22 protein-coding genes are annotated in these 23028 nt (G+C 47.7%); 10 read left to right on the top strand and 12 right to left on the bottom strand.

Annotated elements, in window-relative coordinates; translation table 11 throughout:
- The first annotated feature begins 110 nt into the window (after window positions 1-110).
- Window positions 111-1976, top strand: coding sequence for a DUF294 nucleotidyltransferase-like domain-containing protein (locus ACFQ45_RS08295; protein ID WP_377366573.1), 1866 nt, complete (start codon window positions 111-113; stop codon window positions 1974-1976).
- Window positions 1977-2000: 24 nt separating this feature from the next.
- Window positions 2001-2672 carry a 3'-5' exonuclease gene (locus ACFQ45_RS08290; protein ID WP_377366571.1) on the top strand — a complete coding sequence of 224 codons (672 nt, stop codon included), beginning with the start codon at window positions 2001-2003 and terminating at the stop codon, window positions 2670-2672.
- Between the two features lie 25 nt (window positions 2673-2697).
- On the opposite strand, the gene ACFQ45_RS08285 is transcribed toward ACFQ45_RS08290, so the two are convergent.
- The 4 genes from ACFQ45_RS08285 to ACFQ45_RS08270 form a co-directional block, all read right to left on the bottom strand.
- Window positions 2698-3495, bottom strand: a complete 798-nt coding sequence (locus ACFQ45_RS08285; protein WP_377366569.1) for a UDP-2,3-diacylglucosamine diphosphatase — start codon at window positions 3493-3495, stop codon at window positions 2698-2700.
- Between the two features lie 77 nt (window positions 3496-3572).
- Entirely contained in the window at window positions 3573-5375 is a 1803-nt protein-coding gene (locus tag ACFQ45_RS08280; protein ID WP_377366567.1) for a GGDEF domain-containing protein, read from the bottom strand.
- A 212-nt stretch (window positions 5376-5587) separates the two neighbouring features.
- Window positions 5588-5752, bottom strand: a complete 165-nt coding sequence (locus tag ACFQ45_RS08275; RefSeq protein WP_377366565.1) for an RSP_7527 family protein — start codon at window positions 5750-5752, stop codon at window positions 5588-5590.
- 152 nt (window positions 5753-5904) lie between these two features.
- Window positions 5905-6786 (bottom strand): helix-turn-helix domain-containing protein, encoded by an 882-nt coding sequence (locus ACFQ45_RS08270; protein WP_377366563.1) that lies wholly within the window; start codon window positions 6784-6786, stop codon window positions 5905-5907.
- 264 nt (window positions 6787-7050) lie between these two features.
- Here ACFQ45_RS08270 and pobA point away from each other — a divergent pair, with 264 nt between their 5' ends.
- The 4 genes from pobA to ACFQ45_RS08250 all read left to right on the top strand — a co-directional run bounded on the left by pobA (window position 7051) and on the right by ACFQ45_RS08250 (window position 11441).
- Entirely contained in the window at window positions 7051-8262 is a 1212-nt protein-coding gene (pobA, locus tag ACFQ45_RS08265; RefSeq protein WP_377366561.1) for a 4-hydroxybenzoate 3-monooxygenase, read from the top strand.
- Between the two features lie 249 nt (window positions 8263-8511).
- Complete coding sequence (locus tag ACFQ45_RS08260) at window positions 8512-9540, top strand: TRAP transporter substrate-binding protein (RefSeq protein ID WP_377366559.1); 1029 nt, start codon at window positions 8512-8514, stop codon at window positions 9538-9540.
- Between the two features lie 108 nt (window positions 9541-9648).
- Window positions 9649-10158 (top strand): TRAP transporter small permease, encoded by a 510-nt coding sequence (locus ACFQ45_RS08255; protein ID WP_377366557.1) that lies wholly within the window; start codon window positions 9649-9651, stop codon window positions 10156-10158.
- A complete protein-coding gene (locus ACFQ45_RS08250) occupies window positions 10155-11441 on the top strand; it encodes a TRAP transporter large permease (RefSeq protein WP_377366555.1) in 1287 nt (428 codons plus the stop codon). The genes ACFQ45_RS08255 and ACFQ45_RS08250 overlap by 4 nt, the downstream gene beginning before the upstream one ends.
- An 89-nt stretch (window positions 11442-11530) precedes the next feature.
- On the opposite strand, the gene ACFQ45_RS08245 is transcribed toward ACFQ45_RS08250, so the two are convergent.
- The 6 genes from ACFQ45_RS08245 to ACFQ45_RS08220 form a co-directional block, all read right to left on the bottom strand.
- On the bottom strand, window positions 11531-12526 hold the full coding sequence (locus ACFQ45_RS08245) for an LPP20 family lipoprotein (RefSeq protein ID WP_377366553.1): 996 nt from the start codon (window positions 12524-12526) through the stop codon (window positions 11531-11533).
- Window positions 12527-12532: 6 nt separating this feature from the next.
- Window positions 12533-13126, bottom strand: coding sequence for a penicillin-binding protein activator LpoB (locus ACFQ45_RS08240; protein ID WP_377366551.1), 594 nt, complete (start codon window positions 13124-13126; stop codon window positions 12533-12535).
- A 31-nt stretch (window positions 13127-13157) separates the two neighbouring features.
- Window positions 13158-14840 carry a hypothetical protein gene (locus ACFQ45_RS08235; RefSeq protein ID WP_377366549.1) on the bottom strand — a complete coding sequence of 561 codons (1683 nt, stop codon included), beginning with the start codon at window positions 14838-14840 and terminating at the stop codon, window positions 13158-13160.
- Window positions 14841-15070: 230 nt separating this feature from the next.
- Window positions 15071-15538: a protein-export chaperone SecB gene (secB, locus tag ACFQ45_RS08230; RefSeq protein WP_377366547.1), complete on the bottom strand. Its 468-nt coding sequence runs from the start codon at window positions 15536-15538 to the stop codon at window positions 15071-15073.
- 18 nt (window positions 15539-15556) lie between these two features.
- On the bottom strand, window positions 15557-15814 hold the full coding sequence (grxC, locus tag ACFQ45_RS08225) for a glutaredoxin 3 (RefSeq protein ID WP_377366545.1): 258 nt from the start codon (window positions 15812-15814) through the stop codon (window positions 15557-15559).
- Between the two features lie 15 nt (window positions 15815-15829).
- Window positions 15830-16246, bottom strand: a complete 417-nt coding sequence (locus ACFQ45_RS08220; RefSeq protein ID WP_377366543.1) for a rhodanese-like domain-containing protein — start codon at window positions 16244-16246, stop codon at window positions 15830-15832.
- A 95-nt stretch (window positions 16247-16341) separates the two neighbouring features.
- Between ACFQ45_RS08220 and ACFQ45_RS08215 the strand changes: the two genes are divergently transcribed.
- Window positions 16342-16974, top strand: coding sequence for a hypothetical protein (locus ACFQ45_RS08215; RefSeq protein ID WP_377366541.1), 633 nt, complete (start codon window positions 16342-16344; stop codon window positions 16972-16974).
- Window positions 16975-17060: 86 nt separating this feature from the next.
- Here ACFQ45_RS08215 and ACFQ45_RS08210 read toward each other — a convergent pair whose 3' ends face one another.
- Window positions 17061-17864 (bottom strand): DUF1338 domain-containing protein, encoded by an 804-nt coding sequence (locus ACFQ45_RS08210; protein WP_377366539.1) that lies wholly within the window; start codon window positions 17862-17864, stop codon window positions 17061-17063.
- A 153-nt stretch (window positions 17865-18017) separates the two neighbouring features.
- Window positions 18018-18866, bottom strand: a complete 849-nt coding sequence (locus ACFQ45_RS08205; RefSeq protein ID WP_377366538.1) for a LysR family transcriptional regulator — start codon at window positions 18864-18866, stop codon at window positions 18018-18020.
- Between the two features lie 152 nt (window positions 18867-19018).
- Between ACFQ45_RS08205 and amaB the strand changes: the two genes are divergently transcribed.
- The 3 genes from amaB (at window position 19019) to ACFQ45_RS08190 (ending at window position 22970) form a co-directional block, all read left to right on the top strand.
- Window positions 19019-20563 carry an L-piperidine-6-carboxylate dehydrogenase gene (gene amaB, locus ACFQ45_RS08200; RefSeq protein ID WP_377366536.1) on the top strand — a complete coding sequence of 515 codons (1545 nt, stop codon included), beginning with the start codon at window positions 19019-19021 and terminating at the stop codon, window positions 20561-20563.
- Window positions 20564-20663: 100 nt separating this feature from the next.
- Window positions 20664-21938, top strand: a complete 1275-nt coding sequence (locus tag ACFQ45_RS08195; protein WP_377366534.1) for an NAD(P)/FAD-dependent oxidoreductase — start codon at window positions 20664-20666, stop codon at window positions 21936-21938.
- Between the two features lie 138 nt (window positions 21939-22076).
- Window positions 22077-22970 carry a LysR substrate-binding domain-containing protein gene (locus tag ACFQ45_RS08190; RefSeq protein ID WP_377366532.1) on the top strand — a complete coding sequence of 298 codons (894 nt, stop codon included), beginning with the start codon at window positions 22077-22079 and terminating at the stop codon, window positions 22968-22970.
- Window positions 22971-23028: the final 58 nt, after the last annotated feature.

The following is a 23028-nucleotide window of genomic DNA, read 5'->3' as shown; positions in this document are numbered from 1 at the left end:
ACATTGAGCAACCTGCTTAGACCATAGTCGAACTTCTTGGGAAAAGGTGGTAACAATCTAGCGCACATCGTATCTTTATTGTCATAACAATAATGAACAGGTGCGCTGACATGGCTGCCATAGACATTCCTGAAGTTCTAAAATTTATCGATGCCACACCGCCTTTTTCTGGGCTCACTGCCGTGCAGCAAAAGCAATTGCTTGCAGGCGTGGAGCTCACCTATGCTCGCCAAGGGGAAAAGCTCAACCTAGAGGGTGAAAAAGCCACGTTACATCTTATTCGGCGTGGTGCCTGTGAGATCCGGTCTGCCCAAGGCGCTTTAGTGGATAAGTTGGCAGATGGGGATTGTTTTGGGGTGGCCAGCGTACTAGAGCAAAACCCCGATGGCTTGCAGGTGGTTGCCCTTGAAGACAGCTTGATCTACCGTTTTAAAAAATCAGGCTTTCAAACCCTTATCCAAGAAAGCGAAGACTTTGCGGTGTTTTTCACCCATACCCGTTCCAGTCGTTTACGAAAATTATCCCGTGCTCACGCGACAGACTTAGCCACTCCAGCTCTGCAGCTTTCCACTCCTATACATCAGGTGATGACCCAAAACTTAGTAACGGCTCATGTGGACAGTACCGTTCAACAAGCGGCCGCTAAAATGACAGAATCCCGTGTCAGCTCCATCTTAGTAGTAGAGGATAAGGCATTGGTCGGTATCGTTACGGACCGAGACTTACGTTCGCGAGTGCTTGCGGTTGGCGCGTCTGCGGATTTGCCATTATCGGACATCATGACCCGCGACCCAGCGGCCATGGACAGCAACAGTTTGGTCATGCACGCCCAAACCCTGATGAGCGAGAAGAATATTCACCACTTGCCCATCATAGACACAGACAAGACTCCTTTAGGTATGGTGACCGCAGCAGACTTACTGCGCCACCAAGAGTTGAGTCCGTTATTGTTAATTAATCAGATTAACCGACAAAACACGGTAGATGGCCTAAAACAGGCCTGTCAGCAGCTTCCGACCTTAATTGTGAACTTGATCCTCACGGATATGAAAACCTCAGATATTGGCAGTGTTATTGCCGCGATCAGTGACAGCTTAACCCGCCGTTTAATTGCCCTTGGCTTCGATCAATTTGGTCGGCCACCGTTTTCGTTCCAATTTTTGGTGTTTGGTTCCCAGGCTCGTAAAGATCAGTCATTAGGAAGTGATCAGGACAATGGCATGATGTTGTCTCAAGAACCTAACGCCGAACAAGCCACTTACTTTGCTAAATTGGCTACGTTTGTGTGTGAAGGCTTGGCCGCATGTGGCGTGCGCACGTGTCCCGGAGACATTATGGCGTCCAACCCCAAGTGGCGCTTATCCGAAGCAGGCTGGGAAGCAGCGTTTGCTAAATGGGTAGAGGCCAGCTCCCCTTCCTCGCTGCTTAATGCCAGCATCTTTTTCGATATTCGCTGTGTTTATGGGGATGACTCTGGGGTTGCGCGCTTGATTGAAGGGATGCAAAACCGAGTCGCAAAAACGTCTTTGTTTTTAGCCACTTTGACCCGAACGGGCACCGTCGCTAAGCCTCCCATAGGCTTCTTTCGGAATTTTCTACTGGAGTCCTCTGGGGAGCATAAACACCAGCTTGATTTAAAACACCAAGGGTTGGCATTGATCAATGACTTAGCTCGGATCTATGGCTTGGGTTGTAAGCGCTATCGGGTCGGGACCAAAGACCGCTTGGAACAAGCTGCCCGTGAAAAACTCATCGGCTTAGACATCGCTCGCAATCTAATGGACGCTTGGGAAGAACTCAATGAACTCAGGTTGCAGGCCCAGCGTAAGCATTGGCAAAGCTCTGGGGAACCCAGTGCGTATCTTGATCCGTCGGAGCTGAGCTCCTTAGAGCGCAAGCATCTCAAGCAAACCTTCGCCATGATCTCTGAGGCTCAAAGTGCTGCCTTGCAACGTTTTGCTCGGGGCTATGCATGATGAGCATAGGCACTAGGGGATGTCATGGTTAAACATGTTTTAAAGGCGCTCCATCATTGGCAATCTCGCCGTCAAGAAACCTCGCGGCCTTGGCATGAAGCCTCTTATTTTGTGTTGGATATGGAAACCACTGGTTTAGATCCAAAACAGCATCAAGTGATAAGTCTTGGGTGGGTGCTCATTGAAAACGGCGTGATTCAGCTCGATACCGCCCAGCATCTGTTGTTAGACAGTGCTCAAATTGACGATACCAGTGTGGGCATTCATATGATTACCGATGCAGATGTGTTGGAACAAGGGCGTCGTCATGAGAGTGTGCTGCGATATTTGCGCCAGATCATGAAGGATAAGGTGCTGGTGGCCCATTATTCCCCCCTTGAACTCGGTTTTCTGCGTTCTCTGTGGCAAACCCAGCCCATGCCTTCATTGGCTTTTCCTTGGTTGGACACCATGCAGATCGAACGACATCGTCGTGAGCGTGCACAGGAGGTGATACAAGAAGGAGGCTACCGTTTAGCTGTTTGCCGAGAGCGTTATGGATTGCCCGACTACCCTGGCCATGACGCGCTAACGGATGCTATGGCGACCGCCGAACTCTTGCTGGCCCAGACGGCGCATTTTCATCACACACCGAGTTTACAGGAGCTGATTAAACTCGGTGGCGGGAGGGTGAATTTAACCTCTAAGGTGTCTTAACTCCGTTGGAATAAACCCAGCAGGCCTAAATTAAAGAAGGAGAGTGCTCCAAAGTTTCATTCGCTGGTTCCGTGGCCAGATGACAAGGTTGTTCCGACCAATGAATCAGGCTTAGCTCTCCTGAGCCTGATTCTACGAGAGCGCTACAATGTTCCACCCAGTCCCCATCATTACAGTAGAGCACCTCTCCTTGACGCTGGAACCGGGCAAAATGAATATGGCCGCCAATGTAACCATCTAGCTTTTTATTACGCGCGGTTTTAATCGCAGCACTTTCAAAACGAGTAATGAACTCTTGAGCCTTACTAATATGCTGCTTGATATAGCCAGCCAGTGACCAGTATGGCATGCCCATCACCCGGCGCAGGCGATTGATGTGACGATTGAGTGCCAACATCAGACCGTGTGCTTTATCACCAATAGCCAGCATGATGGGGCTGACTTTTACCATTTGATCGAATTCATCCCCATGGCTCACTAAGAAGCGACGACCATCTGCGGTTTTATGGATCGCTTGTTGTTCTATTTCCACTCCAGAAAGGCGTTGACCGCAGAATTGGCGAAAGAAGGCATCATGATTCCCGGGAATGTACACGACGCGAGTTCCTTCCTTTGCCAAGGCCAGTATCCGATGCACTACCTGCTGTTGTTCCTCTGTGAAGTGGGCGCGTTTTCGCATCTCGATCAAATCCACAATGTCTCCCACCAAATATAAGGTTTGGGTAGAAATAGTGTTTAGAAAATCGAGCAGGTGGGTAGCTTGGCAAGCCTTGGTGCCTAGGTGAACGTCAGAGATGAAGACAGCGCGATAGGTTGTTTGCATAGAATGAGCCTCTAGCCTCTTTAGCGGTTATATTTGAGGCTAAAAGTTGTCCATGACGCTTTAGTGACGGCGCTGTGTCAGATTTGTGAGAGTTCGTTACAGCAACGTTCGCTCGCTTTCGTTGGCTCGTCGTCATACAAATATTGATAGGGTTGCTGATAAATGGCATTGCCCCCAATTTGCTTAGCAGACTTCTTTGCCACTGCGGCTAGCTCGGCGACAAAGTGATGGCTATTACAGGCCTGTGGATTCGGGTTTACAACGCCAATTGCCAGACTTAAGATCGGGAATAACTTGTTTTCCCCGTCCCGACTTTTGCTCCAGATGCCACCGTCTGTCAGAGCTTTTTCATCATAGAATTGTCGTACTTCTGCGGCGAACAGATCGAGGATGTTTTGGCATTGTTCACACCAATTATCGTCACTAAAGACCACCACAAAATCATCTCCACCAATATGCCCAACAAAGTTCTGATCGCCCGTCACCACATGACGAATGATGCTACCAAGTAGTTGAATCACATCGTCACCTTTTGCGTAACCGTAATAGTCGTTAAAAGGCTTGAAATCGTTCAGGTCGAAGTAGGCAACGTAGAAATCTTGTTGCTGTTGTAGGCGAAGATCGATGTCCCGATTGATCGGCACATTACCTGGCAACAAGGTGAGCGGGTTGGAGTAGGTGGCGTTTTGAATTTTTAGCTCAGTAATACGCTTGAGTAAGTCTTTTAGATGTCCTGTGCCAAGGTACTCGCCATTTCGCACAATTAATATCTCGTTATTGAGTAGATCGGCTTCCTGATCCGTAAACATGGTGGACACGGTGGCTAGGGCAATGTGACTTTCAACGATTAAGGCATCATTCGTTGTGATGTTTACAGCCGGTTTGTTCTCATACAATGCGCGGCCATAGGGGGTCGAGAATAGTTCATGGAGAGCGTGACGTCGAATGACACCTAAGGGGTGTTTGCCCTCAACAACTGGCAAAGCTACCAGGCTCGGGTTGTCTTTAAAAATCTTGGCCACATCGCTCAGAGGAATGTGGCTCTCGACACAAGTGCTCTCGCGACACAAGGTCAAAACGGTTTCACTTTGATCCTGATTGAAACGATCACGTCGCTCAGAGCTACGCTCTAAATAGCTGTTAGTTTGGCTGCTGGGTTGGGCGGTGGGGTACGCCAGAAAGTAACCTTGACCGTACTGAACCCCTAATTCGATGAGTTGATCTAGCTCTTGCTGGCGTTCAATGCCTTCGGCGATCAGGATGCAGCGTAAACGGCGAGAAATGCTTACAATTGAGCGCACAAACTCCCGCTTCACCTCGTCTCTATCAATGCCATCAATAAAGTGTTTATCAATTTTGACAATGTCAGGACGCAGTTCGGACCAAAGACGCAACCCAGAATACCCAGCACCTAGGTCATCGATTGCAACTTGAAACCCCATCTCCCGGTAATGGTCAACACTTTTGCGACTTAAGCCATTGTGGTCGTAGGGATGTTGCTCTGACAATTCTATGACAATGTCCTTTTCACTGAGTCCCAATTTATTGAGGATGGCTAAGGTCATGCCTTTTTGATGATTTGGGCTGCTTAGGAGAGACGCGCTTACGTTCAAAAATAGCTGCCCTGGAAGTTTTAATTGGGCAAATTGTGAAATGGCCTTAGCGCGACATAGGAGCTCCAGCTCATGCAGTCGGCCTGACAATTGGGCAAATGGAAATAAGACGTCCGGTGCGAACAGTTCACTGTTTTGAGGTCCACGGGATAAGGCTTCAAACCCAAATACCTGACCATTACTTAGGTCATAGATGGGTTGAAATAATGGAGTGATCAGTCCCTGTTGAAGTATTTGATCAAGTAAAAGAGCCTTATCTGTTTGCATTTTATCACTGTCAGAACATGAGGTTGAAGCGTCATGTTATGAAAGAATGGTTACAGTAATGTGACAGAAAAACGTAGTAGAAACTGGGTGAAAGAGTGGTGTGTGGGAAAGAAAATGAAGCTAGGGAGAGGGATTCTGGAGCCACGTTTTGCTGATCGGGGTGTTGTTTTTACTGTGCGATCAGAAACGAGTGCTACAGATAAGTGAGGCGATTAGTGCGCCGCTTTACCTTGGAAAGAACGAGGGCTTGGAGTGAAGAAAGCTTTTACACGAAGTGCGAAGTTTTTTACCGCAGCTGCCACGTAAAGACGACGAAGTTCGTAAGCGCGTTCTACATAAAAGTCAGTGTCTAAGTTGTCATAAGAAGTGTTGTTCATGGTCTTTCTCCTGAGAAAGTTAATGTGTGTTTCGATGTGGTAATAGTAGGAAATGGGTAGAATTTGTACAAACGATCAATTCTAAACAGAATGATGAAAATATCTAATCGAATATGTTTTTTGATTTCAAAAACAATAGGTTATCTTTTTCTCTAAAGGGCTATAGGATCAGATAGTTGACGATATTTTCCTGGGGTGAGTTTTTCTTGGCGTTTAAAAAAGCGAGAAAAATAGCCAGCATCTTTGAATCCTAAGTCATAGGCGATTTCTTCGACAGATTTTTGTGTGTAAACCAAATGACGTTTGGCCTCTAGCATCAAGCGCTCATGAACAAGCTGCACCACTGTCTTACCAAATGCTTGCTGAGTGACTCTATTGAGCTTCTTTTCTGAGACATTTAGCTGATTTGCATAGTCGAGGGTTTTTAGGTGATTTTTGTAGCGCTCATTGACGAGTATCTTGAGTCGATTAATGAGGGTGTCATCGTTACTGAGAGGAGCATCAGGAGAGGTGGCCACTTGATGGCGAACCACGAGCACTAATATAGCCTTTAGAAGGTGTTCTATCAGGGCATTCTTACCCTCATGTACTTGCTGGAATTCATATTCCAATAGCTCAATTAACTGCCTCACATGTTGAAAGGCTTCTGGTAAACGATTGAAGTTGATAAAGCCTGGGGTTGTGAGTGCTTGAGTATGCTTTCCCAGTTTGTCTGGCGTTTGTTCGAGTAGGGAGTCAGAAATGGACAGCACGCTGCCATCGGTCTCCGGGGAAAAACGGAACCCATGAACAATCCCTGGTGGCACTATGATGGCCCATTTGCCTTCTAAGTAGCGAGTCTCCGTATCCATCTTAACCTGTACGGAACCGTGGTTGAGTAGCAAAATTTGGAATAGCTGGGTGTGCTGGTGGGCTTTGATACGCCAGCCTAGCTCGCCACTACGAGCCTCAATGTCTTCAATATGGACGAACTCTGGATCGTCTATCCAGCGACCCTCACCATAAAGACCAAATTGGGGGATGTTTTTCTGCATAGGAGAAAATTCTCAATTGATTGTGAAAAACCAATACATGTCTAAAATTTGAATAATGCTAGTTAAATGATATTAAAATAGGTCATCTTCGGTATTTGTGAGCTTAAATTTCATTAAGTTTGATTCTATAGGATAGTTTAACTTTGTCCAAAAAGTACAATTTATTGTCCCGAAAGTTCCTAATGCTTTGACTCATCCTTAGCCACTATTAATCCATCTTATGTCAATCGCCTCGGCGAACAAAAATAACAAGGTGAGATTACTATGAAAACTCAAGTTGCCATTATCGGTGCGGGTCCGTCTGGTTTGTTGTTGGGTCAACTGTTAGCAAAGCAGGGGATCGATAACGTTATTGTTGAGCGTGTTTCAGGTGAATACGTGCTGGGGCGTATACGCGCTGGTGTATTGGAACAAGGCATGGTGGATTTACTTCGTGAAGCTGGCGTATCAGAGCGCATGGACAAAGAGGGAGAAGTGCACACAGGTGTCGAGCTTGCTTTCAATGACAAGCGTGTGCGCATTGCCTTGGATGAATTGACCGGTGGCGACACTGTCATGGTATACGGGCAAACGGAAGTCACTCGTGACTTGATGGTGGCACGGGAGCAAGCAGGTTTAACGACCGTTTACGAGGCAAGCAATGTTCAGCTCCATGATGTGAAGTCGGACGCAAGCGCCCCTTATGTGACCTTTGAAAAAGATGGGGAAACAGTTCGTCTAGACTGTGATTACATCGCAGGTTGTGATGGTTTTCATGGGGTGTCTCGCAAAACCATTCCAGACGAGGTTAAAACAGAGCATGAGCGTGTCTATCCCTTTGGTTGGTTAGGCTTGCTGTCTGATACCAAACCCGCTCACGATGAGTTGATCTACTGTAAAACTGACCGTGGTTTTGCTTTGGCCAGCATGCGTTCTGCTACCCGTTCCCGTTATTACATCCAAGTGCCCTTAACGGACAAAGTTGAAAACTGGAGCGATGAAGCTTTTTGGACAGAGTTAAAGCGCCGTTTACCTGCTGATGTGGCGGCCACCATGGAAACAGGCCCGAGCATCGAAAAGAGTATCGCCCCTTTGCGTTCGTTTGTGTGTGAGCCTATGCAATACGGTAAGCTGTTTTTGGTAGGAGATGCCGCCCATATTGTGCCGCCAACCGGTGCCAAAGGCCTGAATCTCGCGGCGTCTGATGTGGCGACCTTATATAAAATTATGACTCGAGCCTACCAACAAGGCGACCACAGCTGCGTGTCCCAATACTCCGAGATTTGCCTACGCCGAGTTTGGCATGGGGAGCGATTCTCTTGGTGGATGACGAACATGATGCATGACTTTGGCGATGTGGAAGTCAATGGTACGGATTCTGTGACCTTTGCTAAGTTTATGGAATCCGAATTGAGCTTCTATACTGACAATGAAGCGGGGCGAAAAGTCATTGCAACACAATATGTTGGCTTGCCTTATGAAGACCTAAAAGGCTAACTCATAAGTCGTCTCATGTAACCTTATCGAAATAATTGGATATCTTTTAGGGTTTAATAAAGTCATATAAAACATGGGCTTAATTATTTTTTTGCCGATTTTTTAACGTGATAAATCAAAAATGCTATCCAATTTTTCAATGAGGCGGCTTAATAATCAATTACCATTTTGATAAATGGGTTGTTAGCTTTGTTATATAAACCGATAGAACCATAGCAACATTAATAATAATTACTTTGGAGCTCTGTTATGAAAACAATAATAAAACACGGTGCGTTGGCCGCTATTGCAACAACGGTTATCGCTTCGGCAAATGCTAATGCTGCGGATTACACCCTACGTTTCGCACACTTCTTTCCCCCTGTAGCGGGCGCTCAGAAAGATATTTTTGAGCCATGGGCAGAAGCCATCGAAACGCAATCAAATGGCCGCATCAAAGTTGAAATGTACCCATCCTCTACGTTGGCTAAGCCACCTGCACTATACGATGCAGCGAAAAACCGTATTGCTGACGTATCGGCAACGGTTCAAGGCTACACAGCTAACCGCTTTCCTCTGACTCAAATTGTAGAGCTGCCTGGCGTGACTCAAAGTGCCGCCCAAGGCTCCTGTATTTTGCAGTCTATTTATGACGAAGGTTTCCTAGATAAAGAATACAGTGATACTAAACCACTGTTCTTATTCACCCATGGACCAGGTGGCATCCACACCACTGAAAAAGAAGTGACTAAGCCTTCTGATTTGGAAGGCCTGCGTATTCGTCGTCCGACCGCTGTAGTGGCCAAAATCCTTGAAGGTCTAGGTGCCCAGCCTGTAGGTATGCCAGCGCCAAGTGCTTACCAATCTACTCAACGTGGTGTCATTGATGGGGTGTCTCTGCCTTGGGAAGGTCAATATACCTTCCGTTTGAATGAGCTTACACCGCACCATACAGAAGTAGGTGGTTTGTACACGCTTTCATTCATCGTGACGATGAATAAGTCCTTCTACAACAAACTTCCAGCGGACCTTAAAAAGGTGATCGATGACAACTCAGGCATGAAATGGTCTGAAATTGCAGCGACTTCTTTTGATCGTCTTGATGAAGCCGGCCGTAAGCAAGCGGTAGAAATGGGTCACAAAATTAATGTGATCGAAGGTGGCGCAGAAAACCCACTTTGGAAACCAGTGCTTTACCAAGCAACAGAAGATTACCTAAACGAATTGGATAAGAAGCGTTTGCCTGCTCATAAGGTCTACGCTCGTGCAGTAGAGTTAGGTCAAACCACTTGTAAATAGTGATCGCTTTATCGCATGACGGCGTCCTGCTGTCATGTCGTTGCTAAACGAGAGTAGGCCTATATAGTTTATAAGGTCTACTCAGTTTGGCAGTCTTCGGAGTTTATTATGAATGCAATTACTCGTGTGTTCGGGAAGTTTACCCTGTTAATGCATTGGATTGGCGGTGTCTTTCTAATCAGTATGATGGTGTCAACTTTAGCCGACGTTATTTCGCGAGGACTTTTCACCATCACGGACGGTGCCATTGACTTCACCTTTATTGGCGGGGTTGAGCTGGTTAAATATGGTCTGTTATTCACCGTATTATTTGTACTGCCTCACTCCGTGAGTCGTTCACAGGTGATTGTGGATTTGTTTACGGATCACCTAAGTGACCGCAAAAAAGCGTTTTTAGAAGGTTTTTATCTGCTGTGCTTCGCTTTCTTGGGCGGCGCTATGGCCTACAGCTTCTATCATTTAGTAGATGAAGCGGCCATGAGTTATGAGACCACTCAAGATCTTTTGATTCCTATGACGTATTTCTATGGGATTGCCTCATTTGCTACAGCAATGCTGTGCATCTCTGCGACTTTACACGCGCTTGAACTAATTATTGATGGGAAGGCTGACGCATGAGTACCACAGCGATTGGATTATCTTGTATTGCGATCATGTTGTTAATGATCGCCCTCCGTGCGCCTATTGCTTTAGGCATGGCGGCCATGGGTTTTATCGGATTTGGTTGGATTGTCGCGTTTGAACCTGCGGTTTCTATCTTGGCCACAGGGCCCTTTGAAACCATGTCAAACTACAGCTTCAGCCCCATCCCAATGTTTATTTTAATGGGGGTGTTTGCTTCAAAGGCAGGCATGTCCCAAGAGCTGTTTACCGGAGCCCGTAAGGCGTTTGGTGCATGGCGTGGTGGCATGGCTTTGGCGGCAGTGACTTCCTGCGGCATCTTCTCTGCTATTTCTGGCTCTTCGATGGCGACGGCTGCGAGTATGTCCCGTGTGGCATTGCCTGAAATGGAAAAGAACGGCTACGCGCCCACTTTAGCAACAGGGACCTTGGCAGCTGGTGGCACCTTGGGAATCATGATTCCCCCATCTATTGCTTTGTTGCTCTACGCTTTGATTACTGAGCAGTCTGTTGGGGATATGTTCATTGCTGGCTTGATTCCGGGCCTATTAGGATTGGTGCTTTATGGACTAACCGTAGCCGTGTTGGTGACGGTTTATCCAAATATCGCCAAGCCAGGTGAGGCAACGAGCTTAAAAGAAAAGCTGATTGGTCTAAAAGGACTGGTGCCATTTACTGGGGTGTTCTTGTTCATCATTGGTGGTATCTATGGTGGCTGGTTTACGCCAACAGAGGCGGCGGCTGTGGGTGCGGCGGCAACCTTGGTCATCGCTGTAGTACGTGGCATGCGCTTTGAAGGCTTTATTGATGCCATTCAAGAAACCTTGGTAATGTCGGCCATGATCTTCTTTATGATCATTGGTGCAGAGATCTTTGGTTACTTCCTGTCAGTTTCTCGTATCTCTTTCACTCTTGTTGATTGGGTAGATGCCATGCAGCTATCGCCTTACATGGTGTTGTTCTGTGTTTTGATCCTCTTCATGGTGTTGGGTTGCGTTATGGACAGTATTGCTATGCTGCTGCTGACGGTCCCTGTGGTTTATCCATTGATTCAAGCCGCAGGCTTTGATCCTATCTGGTTTGGTATCATCGCTGTTATCACCGTGGAGTTGGGGTTGATTACACCACCAGTGGGAATGAATGTGTTTGTGATCAAGTCTGTCGCACCGCACATTTCCATTGGTCAGATGTATAAGGGCGTGATGCCATTTGTGATCTCTGATTTGGTGCGTTTGATTTTGATTATCGCCTTTCCAATGTTGGCAGTTGGTTTGCTGTAATCCTGTCCGATACAACGGCATTAAAAAGCCCTGTTAGAGTGATTTAACAGGGCTTTTTGTTGTCTGGAAGGTCACTTCAGGAGGAGGCTTTAAGGGCGAGCGCTGAGGTGAGTGACTAAAGCTTCGACGGCTGCATCTGCCCAGGCTTGGCGAGCTTTTTGCTCAGCTGACACATCATTGAGCCCAATGCCCCGCGCGGAAACTTGCCAACTGCCAATCATGGTGTCATTGCGGTCAGTCAGGGTGAGAGTCCCTTCCATAAAAGCATAATGGCGGGTCTTTTGTGTTTCACTGCGAGTCTGGGTATTGCTCATGACGGTAAAGGTCGAAGCTTGCCGGCTAGTTTGAAAACCTGCTTCCGTAAAAGCGGCTTCAAGGGAGCTTTGCTGTGCCGAATTAGGGACGTAAAACCGGTAGGTTTGAAAGGCCGAAGTAAGCTTTTTTTCAACGCTTTTTACCCGGTCATCACCTTCGTATGATGCACCGCTTTGTGAATAAAGCTGATACTTTTCAACAAGTTTGGAGCGTTGTGCGAAGCTTGGAATGAGCTGCATGTAAATGGGCCAGTCCGCTTCGATTACCTTGGGAGAAAGCGCTTTTGCTTGACTGAGAATATCACTTTCAACCTCATCAATCTGCAGACGAAGGCGGCTTAAAGCGCGACTGCGATCCAATACTTGCAGAGCATAGACGTAGTCTAAACCGGCATACCGCTCCTGGTTGCTGGTTTGCTCCAGTTCGATGGGGGCTGTCTTAACCCGAGTATAGAGGGTGTCATTTCGGGTAACTTGTTCCCCTTGGCTAGACTGGGCAACGTTCACCTGACTCGTCGTGGTTTGGCTGACTTGAGTCTTTAATTGTTGAGCAATCTGCCCATTGCCATTTTGTTCTGCTTGGGCAAAAGCCAGCGCCAGATTATCGATACGTTCATAGCTGCCCACACCGTAAAGGTAACGGCTACTTTTGGGTGGGTTAGCGACCCAATCAGGCAGGGTTTCGATAGGTTCTTTAGGTGCTGAAGCACAGCCTGCTAGAAGCAGGGCTGATGCTCCGAGCAAACTCCATGGCATGAGTGTCTGGCGCATGAGAGCTTAGCCTTTTGTTAGCAGTTTTTTGATTTTCTTCTGGCCGTTCCAAACCTCTCGGTTCGTGGTCATATCAATCAGTTTCAAGTCCACTTGGTAGAAGGTGACACGTTGGTCGCCGTCAGAATCCACGATGGAGTTGATGGTGCCAGACAAGGCAAAGCCTGCCCCTTGTTCCAACCCAAATTGAGCGGCGGTATCAGGGTTTGCATTCATTTCTTGGTCTGCTCGTTCGGTACGGATGTCTTCACGTTCTTCACCAGAGACAACGAAATCGACCCGACCGGCACGGAGTAGGCTACGCTTGATATCGTTCACAAAGGTGTCCACAGGGATGTGCTCATGGCTCTTGTTACGAATATTTTGGATGATCACCGTTGGGTTGCCGTCGTGTTCCATGTGGTAGTCGCGGAACCATGGGAAGGTCAGCATGTCTGTCATCATTTCTTCTGCCACAAGGCGAGAATCCGTATCGTTCCAGCGATCAGATAGGGCAACTTCCTCGTTCACGTCGATTCGCTTAACTCCACCTGAGCTACAGGCCATCAAAGCTGTGCTCAGCAGCGCAATCAGTGCAGTACGCCATGTTAGTGTTTTCATGTGGATCTCCATTAAGTCATTGATCTCTAGTTTAGTTTGGATTGCGAAGATTCCAAATCTTCAATTCGTTTTGTTCGAGAGTGATGGGCCCTAAGGTAAATTCCTTGCCTGTGGCTTGGTAAGTGGGGCGATAGTCTCCCGGTGTCAATGGTATACGTGTTAAGCGGACTTGCGCGGGCAAGGTTAGCCAGTTACGAGTTTCCGCGGCAGAAGTGGCAAACAGGGTCACTTGGCTCGCTAGGTTTAAAAACAGTCCAAGGGTGTCGTCTTGGGTTAGCTGGCTTTGTACTTGATAAGCCAACCAAGCCCGAACCATTTCTCTTACGAGGCTTTCATAGATATCCCGTTGGGCGTTTGCTAACTGGTCCTGGAAGGCAATGTCCGCCAAAGACGCCATGCGAATACTTGAATCTGAGCCGTTATCTTGGGTATCCACTAGGTGTGTGACCGTAGGTCGGGCATCCAGTTCAAAGCGTCGATAAAATGGCACTGTGACGCGCAAAGGGATGTCATATAGCATTTTATCAAGCTGAAGGCTGTCGAGTTGCTGCCAAGCTGCTTTGCCTAGGAGGACGCGTTTGGTGAAGATGCCGGTGAAGACATCCCAGCCGCCACCATTTTTGTAATTGGCGATCATGGAAAGGGGAGTGAGATCCGAGTACACCATGGTAAACCAGCGGAATTCATCATAGCTGTTTAGATTGCGGTTACCTGACTGGTTGGGGATGATGGGGTCAAGCAGCAAGGAGTAGCTTTGTGGATCAGGGTATAAGAGTAGGGACATTTCGCTCTTATCCGGGATAAATCCTTGGTGTTCTAGAATCACCAGTTCAGCTGAGTGGGATTGATAGCGGTCATATTGATCGAGCATTTGAGCATTGAGGTGTTCGTTTTTCGCTTGTTCGATCTCTGCTTTGCTCCAACCAGACTTTTGCATCATGCGAATGGCGTCGAGCCACGCTCTCTTTCCAGTCACTTGAGGTAGGTTGTACTGTTCTGCGTAACCTTGTTCATAAAGGGTGGCGGCATCCGTATAACTGATGCGAGCGTCGTCATATTGTCCTGACGCTTCATATTGGAGGCCTTCGAGATAGCGCCCCCAAGCATCTTCCCGATACTGGTACTGTTCGGTACTGCGGCCGCCTGAGTAAAAGTTGCCCAGCCAATCTACGGCCTTGAGATAGAAGGGCTGGTTTTCTTTGGCTTCTAAATCACTGTAACTCAAGGTCTGGGCAGCGATTTCATTCAATTTAAGATCAATGCGACGGGCTTCCACCAAGGCGGAATCCAATAACTGCACCTTGCTTTGTCGTTGGGGCGCTGTTTCAGATAGGGCGAGATAGTTGAGGGATTTTAAGTAGCTGATGTATACCCGTTCCACACCATTTCCACGGTAACTGCCCTGTCGAGGATTGCTGACAAAGGCCCAAGCTCGGTCACTAAAGTTAGTGCTAAAAAAGGTGTCACTGAGTCGTTCTGCTTGCTCTAGAAGCTGATTGCTGCGCTCATAGTCGCCTTCGTATTGGGCGAGGGCGCCTTTTTCCATGTAATAAAGTAATTGGTCTTTAGGAGAGTCTAGCGCTTCATCAAATACCGCTTCTGCTGCTTGCCATTGCCCTTGACGAGCTAAGGACAAGCCTTCATCAACATCCTGCCGATAGGTGGCACAGCCGCTTAATAGGCTGATGAAAAGCGTGACTATGAGTAAACGCACGTTAGCTTCCTTTCCCTAAGAACTGATGCAAAAATAATAGGCCAATCAATGCCATGCAAGTTAAATAGAGCACCATCCAGCGCATTTTCATGCAGTAAGGACAGGGTTTACGTTTTTTCTTTGTCATGTGAAGGCTCAAATCTGATGATCAGGAAGACTTTATTCAGACTATAAACAAAAAAGGAGGCCGAAGCCTCCTTAGATGTGCATTAATTGATCCGGCTAAAGGATTACTGAGCCGTTTCTGTTGCAGCTTGCTGTTGTTGCTTCTGTAGGCTTTCCATGTACAGAGCGTCAAAGTTGATTGGCGCTAGCATGACTGGGTTGAAGCTGCCTTTGGTGATGATGGCATCGATGTTTTCACGGGCGTATGGGAAAAGCGTGCCTGGGCAGAATGCACCCAGTGCGTGATGCAATTGTTTTTCTTCAAAGCCAGAGATAGTGAATAGACCACCTTGAAGTACTTGTACCAAGTAGGCTGCTTCACCGTTGTTTTTAACGTTAACTGTGATCTCTAGTACTACTTCGTAAAGGTTTTCGCCTACTTGACGGCTCTTAGTGTTTAGCTCAAGGCCTACTTCAGGCTTCCATTCTTCTTGAAAAACCATTGGTGAGCGTGGTGATTCAAAAGAGATGTCTTTTAGAAAAATACGTTGAATCTGTAGTTGTGGTTGAGCTTGGTTGTTTTCTTCAGCCATGATAGTTCCTTGGTATTGTTAGTTTTTGGCGAGCATTTCATCAAGTTTCTGTGCACGCTCTAAGGCAAATAGGTCATCGCATCCACCCACATGTTGTTCCCCGATCCAGATCTGAGGAACAGTATGGCGTCCGCATTTCTCCATCATTTCTTGACGCAACGCACGGTTGCCATCAACGTTGATTTCATCAAAGTTCACTTGTTTGGCCGACAGGAGCTGTTTTGCACGGATGCAAAACGGGCAAAAGTCGCTTGAGTAAATGGTTACATTTGCCATGGTGGGCCTCATTAATTACTTTTTCACTAACGGTAAGCTAGCATTTTGCCACTCGGTAATGCCACCTTGAAGCTTGTACACATCAAAGCCTGCTTTGATCAGCTCTTTGGCACTTGAGCCAGCTGTCATACCGTTCTTACATACAATGATTAATGGAGACGATTTGTGTTTTTCCAATGTGCCCATTTGATCTTTTAGTTTAGCAGACGGGACATTAATGGAACCTGTGATATGGCCAGTGCGGTATTCATTTGCTGGGCGGATGTCGACAATCACTGCATCTTTATCATTAATAAGGTTCGTTGCAGAGGACGGGCTAACGGTACGAGCGCCGCCACGAGTTTCAACAAAGATAAGTGTCGCTGCGATCGCTAAAAATACTGCGACCATTTCCCAGTGGTTAGTTGCGAATTCGATTAATTGATTGATCATGTTGGTCTCAAGCCTATAAAAAAACTGCGAAGCATTATACACGGCAAGGGCAATGGGTACATACTAGCAACAATGAGAGTTAGACGGAGTTTCTTGTGTCAAAGATCAATATCCTAGGAGCCATGTGTTGCATTCTGATGATGGGGGCCTTGGCGGGGTGCACGACTATTAATCCTCAAGGGGATTTTGAAACGTCCCGTAATGCGCAGCAGTTAGTGTTGGCGCAGACTCTCGAAGCTCTTTGGGAGCGGGCCCATGTCATACCTGAATTGCAAAAAGGCGCGCCATTGACTAGCTCTACGGAGAGCGGGCAGAGCGCCATCACACATCAGAATGCGCAAAATCTAAAAATCGCCCAAGAGCAGCTTTCCTTGGTCGATGAGCGTTTAGCTCAGCGTCAGTTAAACCCAAGCACAGGGGATTTAGCTCAGCTTCATATTTTAGTGGCGACCAGTGAAAAGCAGATTCAATACTATGCATCGCCCCTTGCGATTTATCGTGGGCAGCAGACCCGTTGGCCCTTTGTGGCAGAGGATGGTGGAACCATAGATTTACGGGTGGTATGGAATGAAGATGGCAATCTTTATGTGGAAGGTCAGGATGTGATGGATTTGAGCCCTGCCAGCAGTGATGTGCCTTTTGCCACGCAGGTGTTTTATTACGGGAATCAGGTCCTGGCGCAGGTTTCTTTAAATGTGGTGCTGCAGGTAAAAGTGCCGCGGTTGTAATTGGTTAAAAACAAAAAAAGGGGGCCATCCTACCTAGGAGGCTCCCTTTTTTAGGTCAGAGCAAGGTCTTGCTCTTCGCTCGCCAACTACTTGGTGTTGGTGGAATCAAAAATCTTGTCGGCGTTGCCTTCAATGAAGCTATCAAACAGCTCTCCATTGGGTTGTTTGTGGCGCAAAGCAAACTCGTAAAAGCAGCTTGGAATGGTCCGTGTCTCACCACCTGAGAAGGTCACATCCACTTTGTCAGCCATGGTTGAAGACTGTTGTAGGAAGGACTCAGGAGAGCCTTTAATTAGGCCGCCGGTTTGGTTCAAAGCGTAGCCTTCTGATTGAATCAACTCGTTCACCTGCTCAATGGTTGGGAACTTCTCTAAATGGTTGATGCTCACTGTGAAATGGTTCGCTTGCATGCCCATGGTGCTTAACCAAGCGGCGTATTCGCTGTGCTCTACCAGTGTGAGGTAGTCTTCTAGGCTTGGTATATCCCAAAGGCGTTTTTGCCAGAAAATTTCTGGGCCTTTCACCACATCCGCAGGAATTTGCGCTACCAGGCCATTAATGATGTCTTGGCAGTCCTGGGTCAGTTCTTCTGTTAAAAGCTCGGATAAGAAAATCTTTGGCGCATCCGCTTGCTCAGTATGCTTATAGCAACGGGCTTTTAAGTGTTTGTTTTCAAAACGGAATTGGCCGTAAGCTTGGTAACCCATTTGTTCAAACAAGGGTTCAAGTTTGGCCAAGGAAATAGGAGAGTTGCCAAAAGTACGAAAGGCAACGTGATCGTTAATCACTGTTTCACCCTGTTGTTTGAATAGGGTCTGAATCTTATGGGCTTGAGGGGTAACGTCTGTGTAGGCGTCCCATAGGGCGTCGAAAAATTGATTCACTTGCATGGCTCTCTCCTAATGTTTGGTGTGTGTCATCATCACCGATGGGGTCACTGTATGCGCTCCGTTGCGTCCCTGCAAAAGGTAAAAAAGCATCTTCTAATGCTGAAAAATCATGCATTCAACCATTAGCAATCAATTTATAGGGGCTGAAACATTCTAAAAATGGGTGCTCAAAAGCTGCTGCTTAACCGCCAAAATCGTATTGATTAAATGGGCTGGCAAGCTGGTTTGCTTAGAGTGCGCTAATCCCACCACCCGTTTTAAGCTCACATCATTGATCGGACGAATCAAGACGTCATTTCGCTCCCGTAGGGAGTGCTCCGGGATCAAGGAAATACCTAGACCCGCTGCTACCAGATCCAATGCGTACTCCTCTGTTTTGACTTGAGCACGAATATCCATGGTGACCCCTTGTTTCTGCATGAGGTAGTTCCATGATTCCTGAATATCGCATGGCTTTCGCGAAATGAACGCCAGCTTATCGATCTGTTTTATTGATAAGGAGGGGAAATCCCCGAGCCAGTGATCGTTGTTCATGGCGATCACATAGTTATCTTCCCAGAGTGGGTAAAACACATCGCTGTCACTGGTGTAGCTATTACACGTGAAACGCAAATCCGCTTGCTCTGATTCATCCACCAAATTAAAGGTCAACCCTGGGATTTCATCTAATAGGGTTTTCAATACCTGGCTGACGAGAGCCCCAGATAAGAAAGGTGCTAACGAAATAGACAACTCTAATGGTGCGCTGGAGTCGGAAAACATGCTCCGCATGGCATTTAAATCGTTCACCATGCGACAAGCGTGGGGGTAAAGCTGAGCGCCGCTGTCCGTGGCGGTGACACCTTTTGAATGGCGTACAAACAGCTGGGTGCCTAGGTCATCTTCTAACTGTGCCAAGGTAGCCGAGATAGAAGGCTGTGCTACGAAACAGCGTTTTGCTGCACCGCTTAAGCTGCGTTCTTCAAATACGGCAATAAAGTAACGGAGGGAGCGAACGTCCATACAGAGGTCTCAAGATTCAGGTGTTTTTATTAGTATGGGTTTAGCTATAGGAAAAAGCTAGACCAGAACCATAAAATCAATATTTCTCATTGATAGCTCTAGGGGGTACTGTGAATCCATCGAATTTAGATATCACATAACGAGGTTCAATCATGACTTTAGCTTGCTTAGACACATTGGGTGTTAACTCCCTTAAACAAGGGGATACGTTTTACAGCGTCCTAACCGGTAACAAGGTATCCCTAGGTGAAGGAGAGGCTTTTTCTGCTCACAGCCCGATTGATGGCGCTAAATTGTCTCAGTTTAACAACGCAACACCGGCTCAATTAGAGGCTGTAAACGTTGAACTCCAAGACGCTTTTAAAGCCTTGCGTGTGATCCCTGCACCACGTCGTGGCGAGCTAGTACGTCGCATTGGTGAAGAAGCACGTAAGTACAAAAACGAATTGGCTCAAGTGATCTCTCTTGAAGCGGGTAAGATCCTTCCAGAAGCACTGGGTGAAGTACAAGAATGGATTGACGTATGTGACTTCGCGGTAGGTCAATCACGCATGCTACACGGTTTGTCTATCGTGTCTGAGCGTCCAGGGCACCGCATGATGGAGCAATGGCAGCCACTTGGCCCAGTTGCTGTGATCACAGCATTTAACTTCCCAATGGCGGTTTGGTCTTGGAACGCAATGCTAGGTCTCGTATGTGGTGACCCAATCCTACTAAAACCGTCTGAAAAAGCGCCTCTTTGTGCTTTGGCAATGTACCAGATCGCACAAAACGTCATTGCTGATATGCCTGATATTCCAAAAGCGTCTGTTAGCGTAATGATCGGCGGCCGTGACCTAGGTGAGGCTATCTCTGCAAGCCCAGTGTTCCCACTGGTGTCTGCAACAGGCTCCACTGCTATGGGCCGTGAAGTGGCGAAAACCGTAGCAGCACGTCTAGGTCGTTCATTATTAGAGCTTGGTGGCAACAATGCCATGATCGTGTCTGACACGGCAGACTTAGATCTAGCACTACGTGCAATCGTATTCTCTGCCGCAGGTACGGCTGGTCAGCGTTGTACAACATTGCGTCGTCTAATCACTCATGAGTCAGTTGTTGATGGCTTGGTGGAGCGCGTGGCGAAATCTTACGGCACCTTGCGCATTGGTAGCCCATTGGAAGAAGGAAACCTAGTTGGACCTCTAATCGATGAAGGCAGCTTTGCACGCATGCAAAATGCTCTGGAAGCGGCGAAAGCACAAGGCGGCGAAATTATTTGTGGTGGCGAGCGTGTGACCGAAGGCGTACCAACAGGTGGTTTCTATGTGAAGCCTGCCATCGTTCGTATTGCCCATGATGCACCAATCGTTCATGAAGAGACCTTTGCGCCTATTCTATATGTCTTGACCTACAAAACTTTCGATGAAGCCATCGAAATTCAAAACGAAGTACCACAAGGTCTGTCCTCTGCGGTATTCACTGAAAGCATGCGTGAGGCAGAGTTGTTTATGTCTCCAGCGGGCTCAGATTGTGGTATCGCTAACGTTAACATCGGTACCTCTGGCGCTGAGATCGGTGGTGCGTTCGGTGGTGAGAAAGAAACTGGTGGTGGTCGCGAGTCCGGTTCTGATGCATGGCGCAACTACATGCGTCGTACAACAAATACCATCAACTACGGTGGTGACCTACCGTTGGCACAAGGCATTGTATTCGAATAACAGCGAGTACCTTCCATAAAGTAAACAGGCGAGTCTAGCTCGCCTGTTTTGGTTTTTGTTGATTGTTTTCCCTGTCTGTTTTTTTTGAGAGGTCGTCTTTATGTCTATTCAACAGCCTTGTGATTCCCTATGGCGCGCGAGTGCCCCAGCGGCTTCGGAACTGATGCCATTGGAGCAAGAATTAGACGTTGATGTTGCTATCGTTGGTGGTGGGTTTACTGGCTTGTCTGCGGCACTGCATCTAGCAAAGTTTGGTTTAAGTGTGGCTCTGGTTGAGGCATCTGAAATCGGTTATGGCGGCTCTGGACGTAATGTGGGATTGGCCAATGCTGGACTATGGCTGGAGCCAGACGATCTTGACCGCCAGCTAGGTAAAGAAGCGGGTAAAACTTTATACGATGCTTTAGCCGTCGCTCCAGATTACGTTTATGGCTTGGTGGAAGAATACGGCATTCAATGTGAGGCCACTCGCAATGGCACTCTGCACTGTGGTGTAGGAAAGGCTGGCTTGGCTCAGCTACAACGCCGCTGTGAACAAATGCAACAGCGGGGAGCGCCAGTAACCTTATTAGATGCGCCTGAGGCGCAGGCGCGTATTGGCTCGAAAAAGTTCAATTCGGCACTATTCGACCCTCGTGCAGGGACGATTCAACCATTGGGCTATGCTCGAGGGTTGGCCCATGCGGCTCTGAAAGAAGGGGCTCAACTATTTGACCAATCTCCGGTAGAAAATGTCTTACCTGAGGGGGATCGATGGTTGGTAAAAACCGCCCGCGGCAGTGTGAAAGCTGACAAGGTGGTTCTGGCCACCAACGCCTACGGCGAATATGGGGTAAAACAACAGGCGCGTAAGTTTGTCCCTATTTTTTATAGCCAACTCGCCACCCAGCCGTTACCGCAAGACGTATTAGACGTCATTCTCCCGAATAAAGAAGGCTGTTGGGACACTTGTACCGTGATGAGCTCATTCCGCCTAGATCAGCAGGGCCGTTTGGTGTTTGGCGGTATGGGGGGCGAAAAGCATTACCACGCAAGCTGGGCGACACAGCGTGTTAAGGAGCTGTGGCCAGTTCTAGAGAAGGTCAGCTGGGAATACTCTTGGACAGGCAAGATCGCCTACAGCGAAGACCATCTGCCCCATTGTCAGCAGCTTCAGCGTGGGTTGTATAGTGTGGCCGGTTACAGTGGGCGAGGCATCGGCCCAGGCACCATTATGGGCAAAGAGTTAGCCCAATGGTTTGCCGGTAAACGGGATGCTCTGTCGGCACCAATGACGACCTTGCGTGATATTCCTCTACGTGAGGTGAAGCGTATGTTCTATGAAGTGGGGGCACACACTTACCATGTGGGGCAGCGTACCCACGTATTGGACTAGGATAGACGCCATATATTGGCAAACAAATGCAAAGGAATGCGTAATCTATGGGTGTTCCTTTGTTCTCTTGATAGGCGAATGTGACGACTTGCTGTAAAGTTACGACTTCCCATAACATTCGGTAAATATGGCATATCAATGCGGAGATACATCCCTTCTTCTACGGCGCTTAAATGTTTTGAAGCGTCTGTTCGGCATTTGAGTTTTACCCGGGCAGCTCAAGAGCTGCATCTAACCCAAAGTGCGGTCAGCCGCCAAATCCGTAACCTCGAAGAGTTCCTATCCCGGGACTTGTTTATCCGCCTTAACAAGCGCTTGGTCTTAACCAGTACTGGGGCGGCTTATTACAAAGAAGTGGTGCCCTTATTAGACAGCATGGAGAACGCTAGTTTGCGTATGCTGCATCGGGAAGATGAAAAGACGACTTTGACGATTTCTGCACTGCCCACCTTTGCTTCCTACTGGTTAATGCCCAAACTCGCTGCCTTTGAAAAGGCACACCCCCGCTTCCAAATCAAAGTTCGATCCCTTGATGATGCGGCCAAGATTGACCCAGAAAGCATCGATATTATTCTGCACTACGGTGGCGACCATTGGCCAAGGGCCGTGAGTCACCATTTGCTCAGTGAGCGAGTCGTAGCAGTCTGTGCGCCAAGCTTGTTAGAAGGGCTTGAATTAACAGGGTTAGAACCTAAAGATGTAGTGGATTTCCCGATGCTGCATTTATCCTCTCGCATCAATGCTTGGCCGGATTGGATGGTGGCGCAAGACCTCGAAAGTGGCTCGTTTGCGGGGCCATCCTTTGCCCACTTTCATATGTTGTTAGAGGCCGCTAAGCACGGTATGGGTATTGCCATCTTGCCCACTATTATTGCAGGACAAGCCTTAGCCGCAGGGGATTTGATCGCGCCATTTGGTGACAGTGTGGAAACCCCCCACGAGTACCTTTTATCGTATCCGGCGGACAAAGCGGACCTTGAGCAGGTGGTGACCTTTAGGGATTGGTTGCTCAAGCACTCGGACATTATGTAATTTTATTACAGCTATAGCCTTTTACGTGCTGTAAAGCCGTGGGAGGGCTATGGTAGTA

It is taken from the genome of Rhodanobacter aciditrophus (assembly GCF_042679525.1).
Classification (GTDB): domain Bacteria; phylum Pseudomonadota; class Gammaproteobacteria; order Pseudomonadales; family Marinomonadaceae; genus Marinomonas; species Marinomonas aciditrophus.
Note: the sequence above shows the minus strand (reverse complement) of the source record. Positions and strands in the feature narration are given on the sequence as shown.

Coding starts and splice junctions, on each gene's coding strand:
- ACFQ45_RS08295 (WP_377366573.1), top strand. CDS start 111: ATGGCTGCCATAGACATTCCTGAAGTTCTAAAATTTATCGATGCCACA.
- ACFQ45_RS08290 (WP_377366571.1), top strand. CDS start 2,001: ATGGTTAAACATGTTTTAAAGGCGCTCCATCATTGGCAATCTCGCCGT.
- ACFQ45_RS08285 (WP_377366569.1), bottom strand. CDS start 3,495: ATGCAAACAACCTATCGCGCTGTCTTCATCTCTGACGTTCACCTAGGC.
- ACFQ45_RS08280 (WP_377366567.1), bottom strand. CDS start 5,375: ATGCAAACAGATAAGGCTCTTTTACTTGATCAAATACTTCAACAGGGA.
- ACFQ45_RS08275 (WP_377366565.1), bottom strand. CDS start 5,752: ATGAACAACACTTCTTATGACAACTTAGACACTGACTTTTATGTAGAA.
- ACFQ45_RS08270 (WP_377366563.1), bottom strand. CDS start 6,786: ATGCAGAAAAACATCCCCCAATTTGGTCTTTATGGTGAGGGTCGCTGG.
- pobA (WP_377366561.1), top strand. CDS start 7,051: ATGAAAACTCAAGTTGCCATTATCGGTGCGGGTCCGTCTGGTTTGTTG.
- ACFQ45_RS08260 (WP_377366559.1), top strand. CDS start 8,512: ATGAAAACAATAATAAAACACGGTGCGTTGGCCGCTATTGCAACAACG.
- ACFQ45_RS08255 (WP_377366557.1), top strand. CDS start 9,649: ATGAATGCAATTACTCGTGTGTTCGGGAAGTTTACCCTGTTAATGCAT.
- ACFQ45_RS08250 (WP_377366555.1), top strand. CDS start 10,155: ATGAGTACCACAGCGATTGGATTATCTTGTATTGCGATCATGTTGTTA.
- ACFQ45_RS08245 (WP_377366553.1), bottom strand. CDS start 12,526: ATGCGCCAGACACTCATGCCATGGAGTTTGCTCGGAGCATCAGCCCTG.
- ACFQ45_RS08240 (WP_377366551.1), bottom strand. CDS start 13,126: ATGAAAACACTAACATGGCGTACTGCACTGATTGCGCTGCTGAGCACA.
- secB (WP_377366547.1), bottom strand. CDS start 15,538: ATGGCTGAAGAAAACAACCAAGCTCAACCACAACTACAGATTCAACGT.
- grxC (WP_377366545.1), bottom strand. CDS start 15,814: ATGGCAAATGTAACCATTTACTCAAGCGACTTTTGCCCGTTTTGCATC.
- ACFQ45_RS08220 (WP_377366543.1), bottom strand. CDS start 16,246: ATGATCAATCAATTAATCGAATTCGCAACTAACCACTGGGAAATGGTC.
- ACFQ45_RS08210 (WP_377366539.1), bottom strand. CDS start 17,864: ATGCAAGTGAATCAATTTTTCGACGCCCTATGGGACGCCTACACAGAC.
- ACFQ45_RS08205 (WP_377366538.1), bottom strand. CDS start 18,866: ATGGACGTTCGCTCCCTCCGTTACTTTATTGCCGTATTTGAAGAACGC.
- amaB (WP_377366536.1), top strand. CDS start 19,019: ATGACTTTAGCTTGCTTAGACACATTGGGTGTTAACTCCCTTAAACAA.
- ACFQ45_RS08195 (WP_377366534.1), top strand. CDS start 20,664: ATGTCTATTCAACAGCCTTGTGATTCCCTATGGCGCGCGAGTGCCCCA.
- ACFQ45_RS08190 (WP_377366532.1), top strand. CDS start 22,077: ATGCGGAGATACATCCCTTCTTCTACGGCGCTTAAATGTTTTGAAGCG.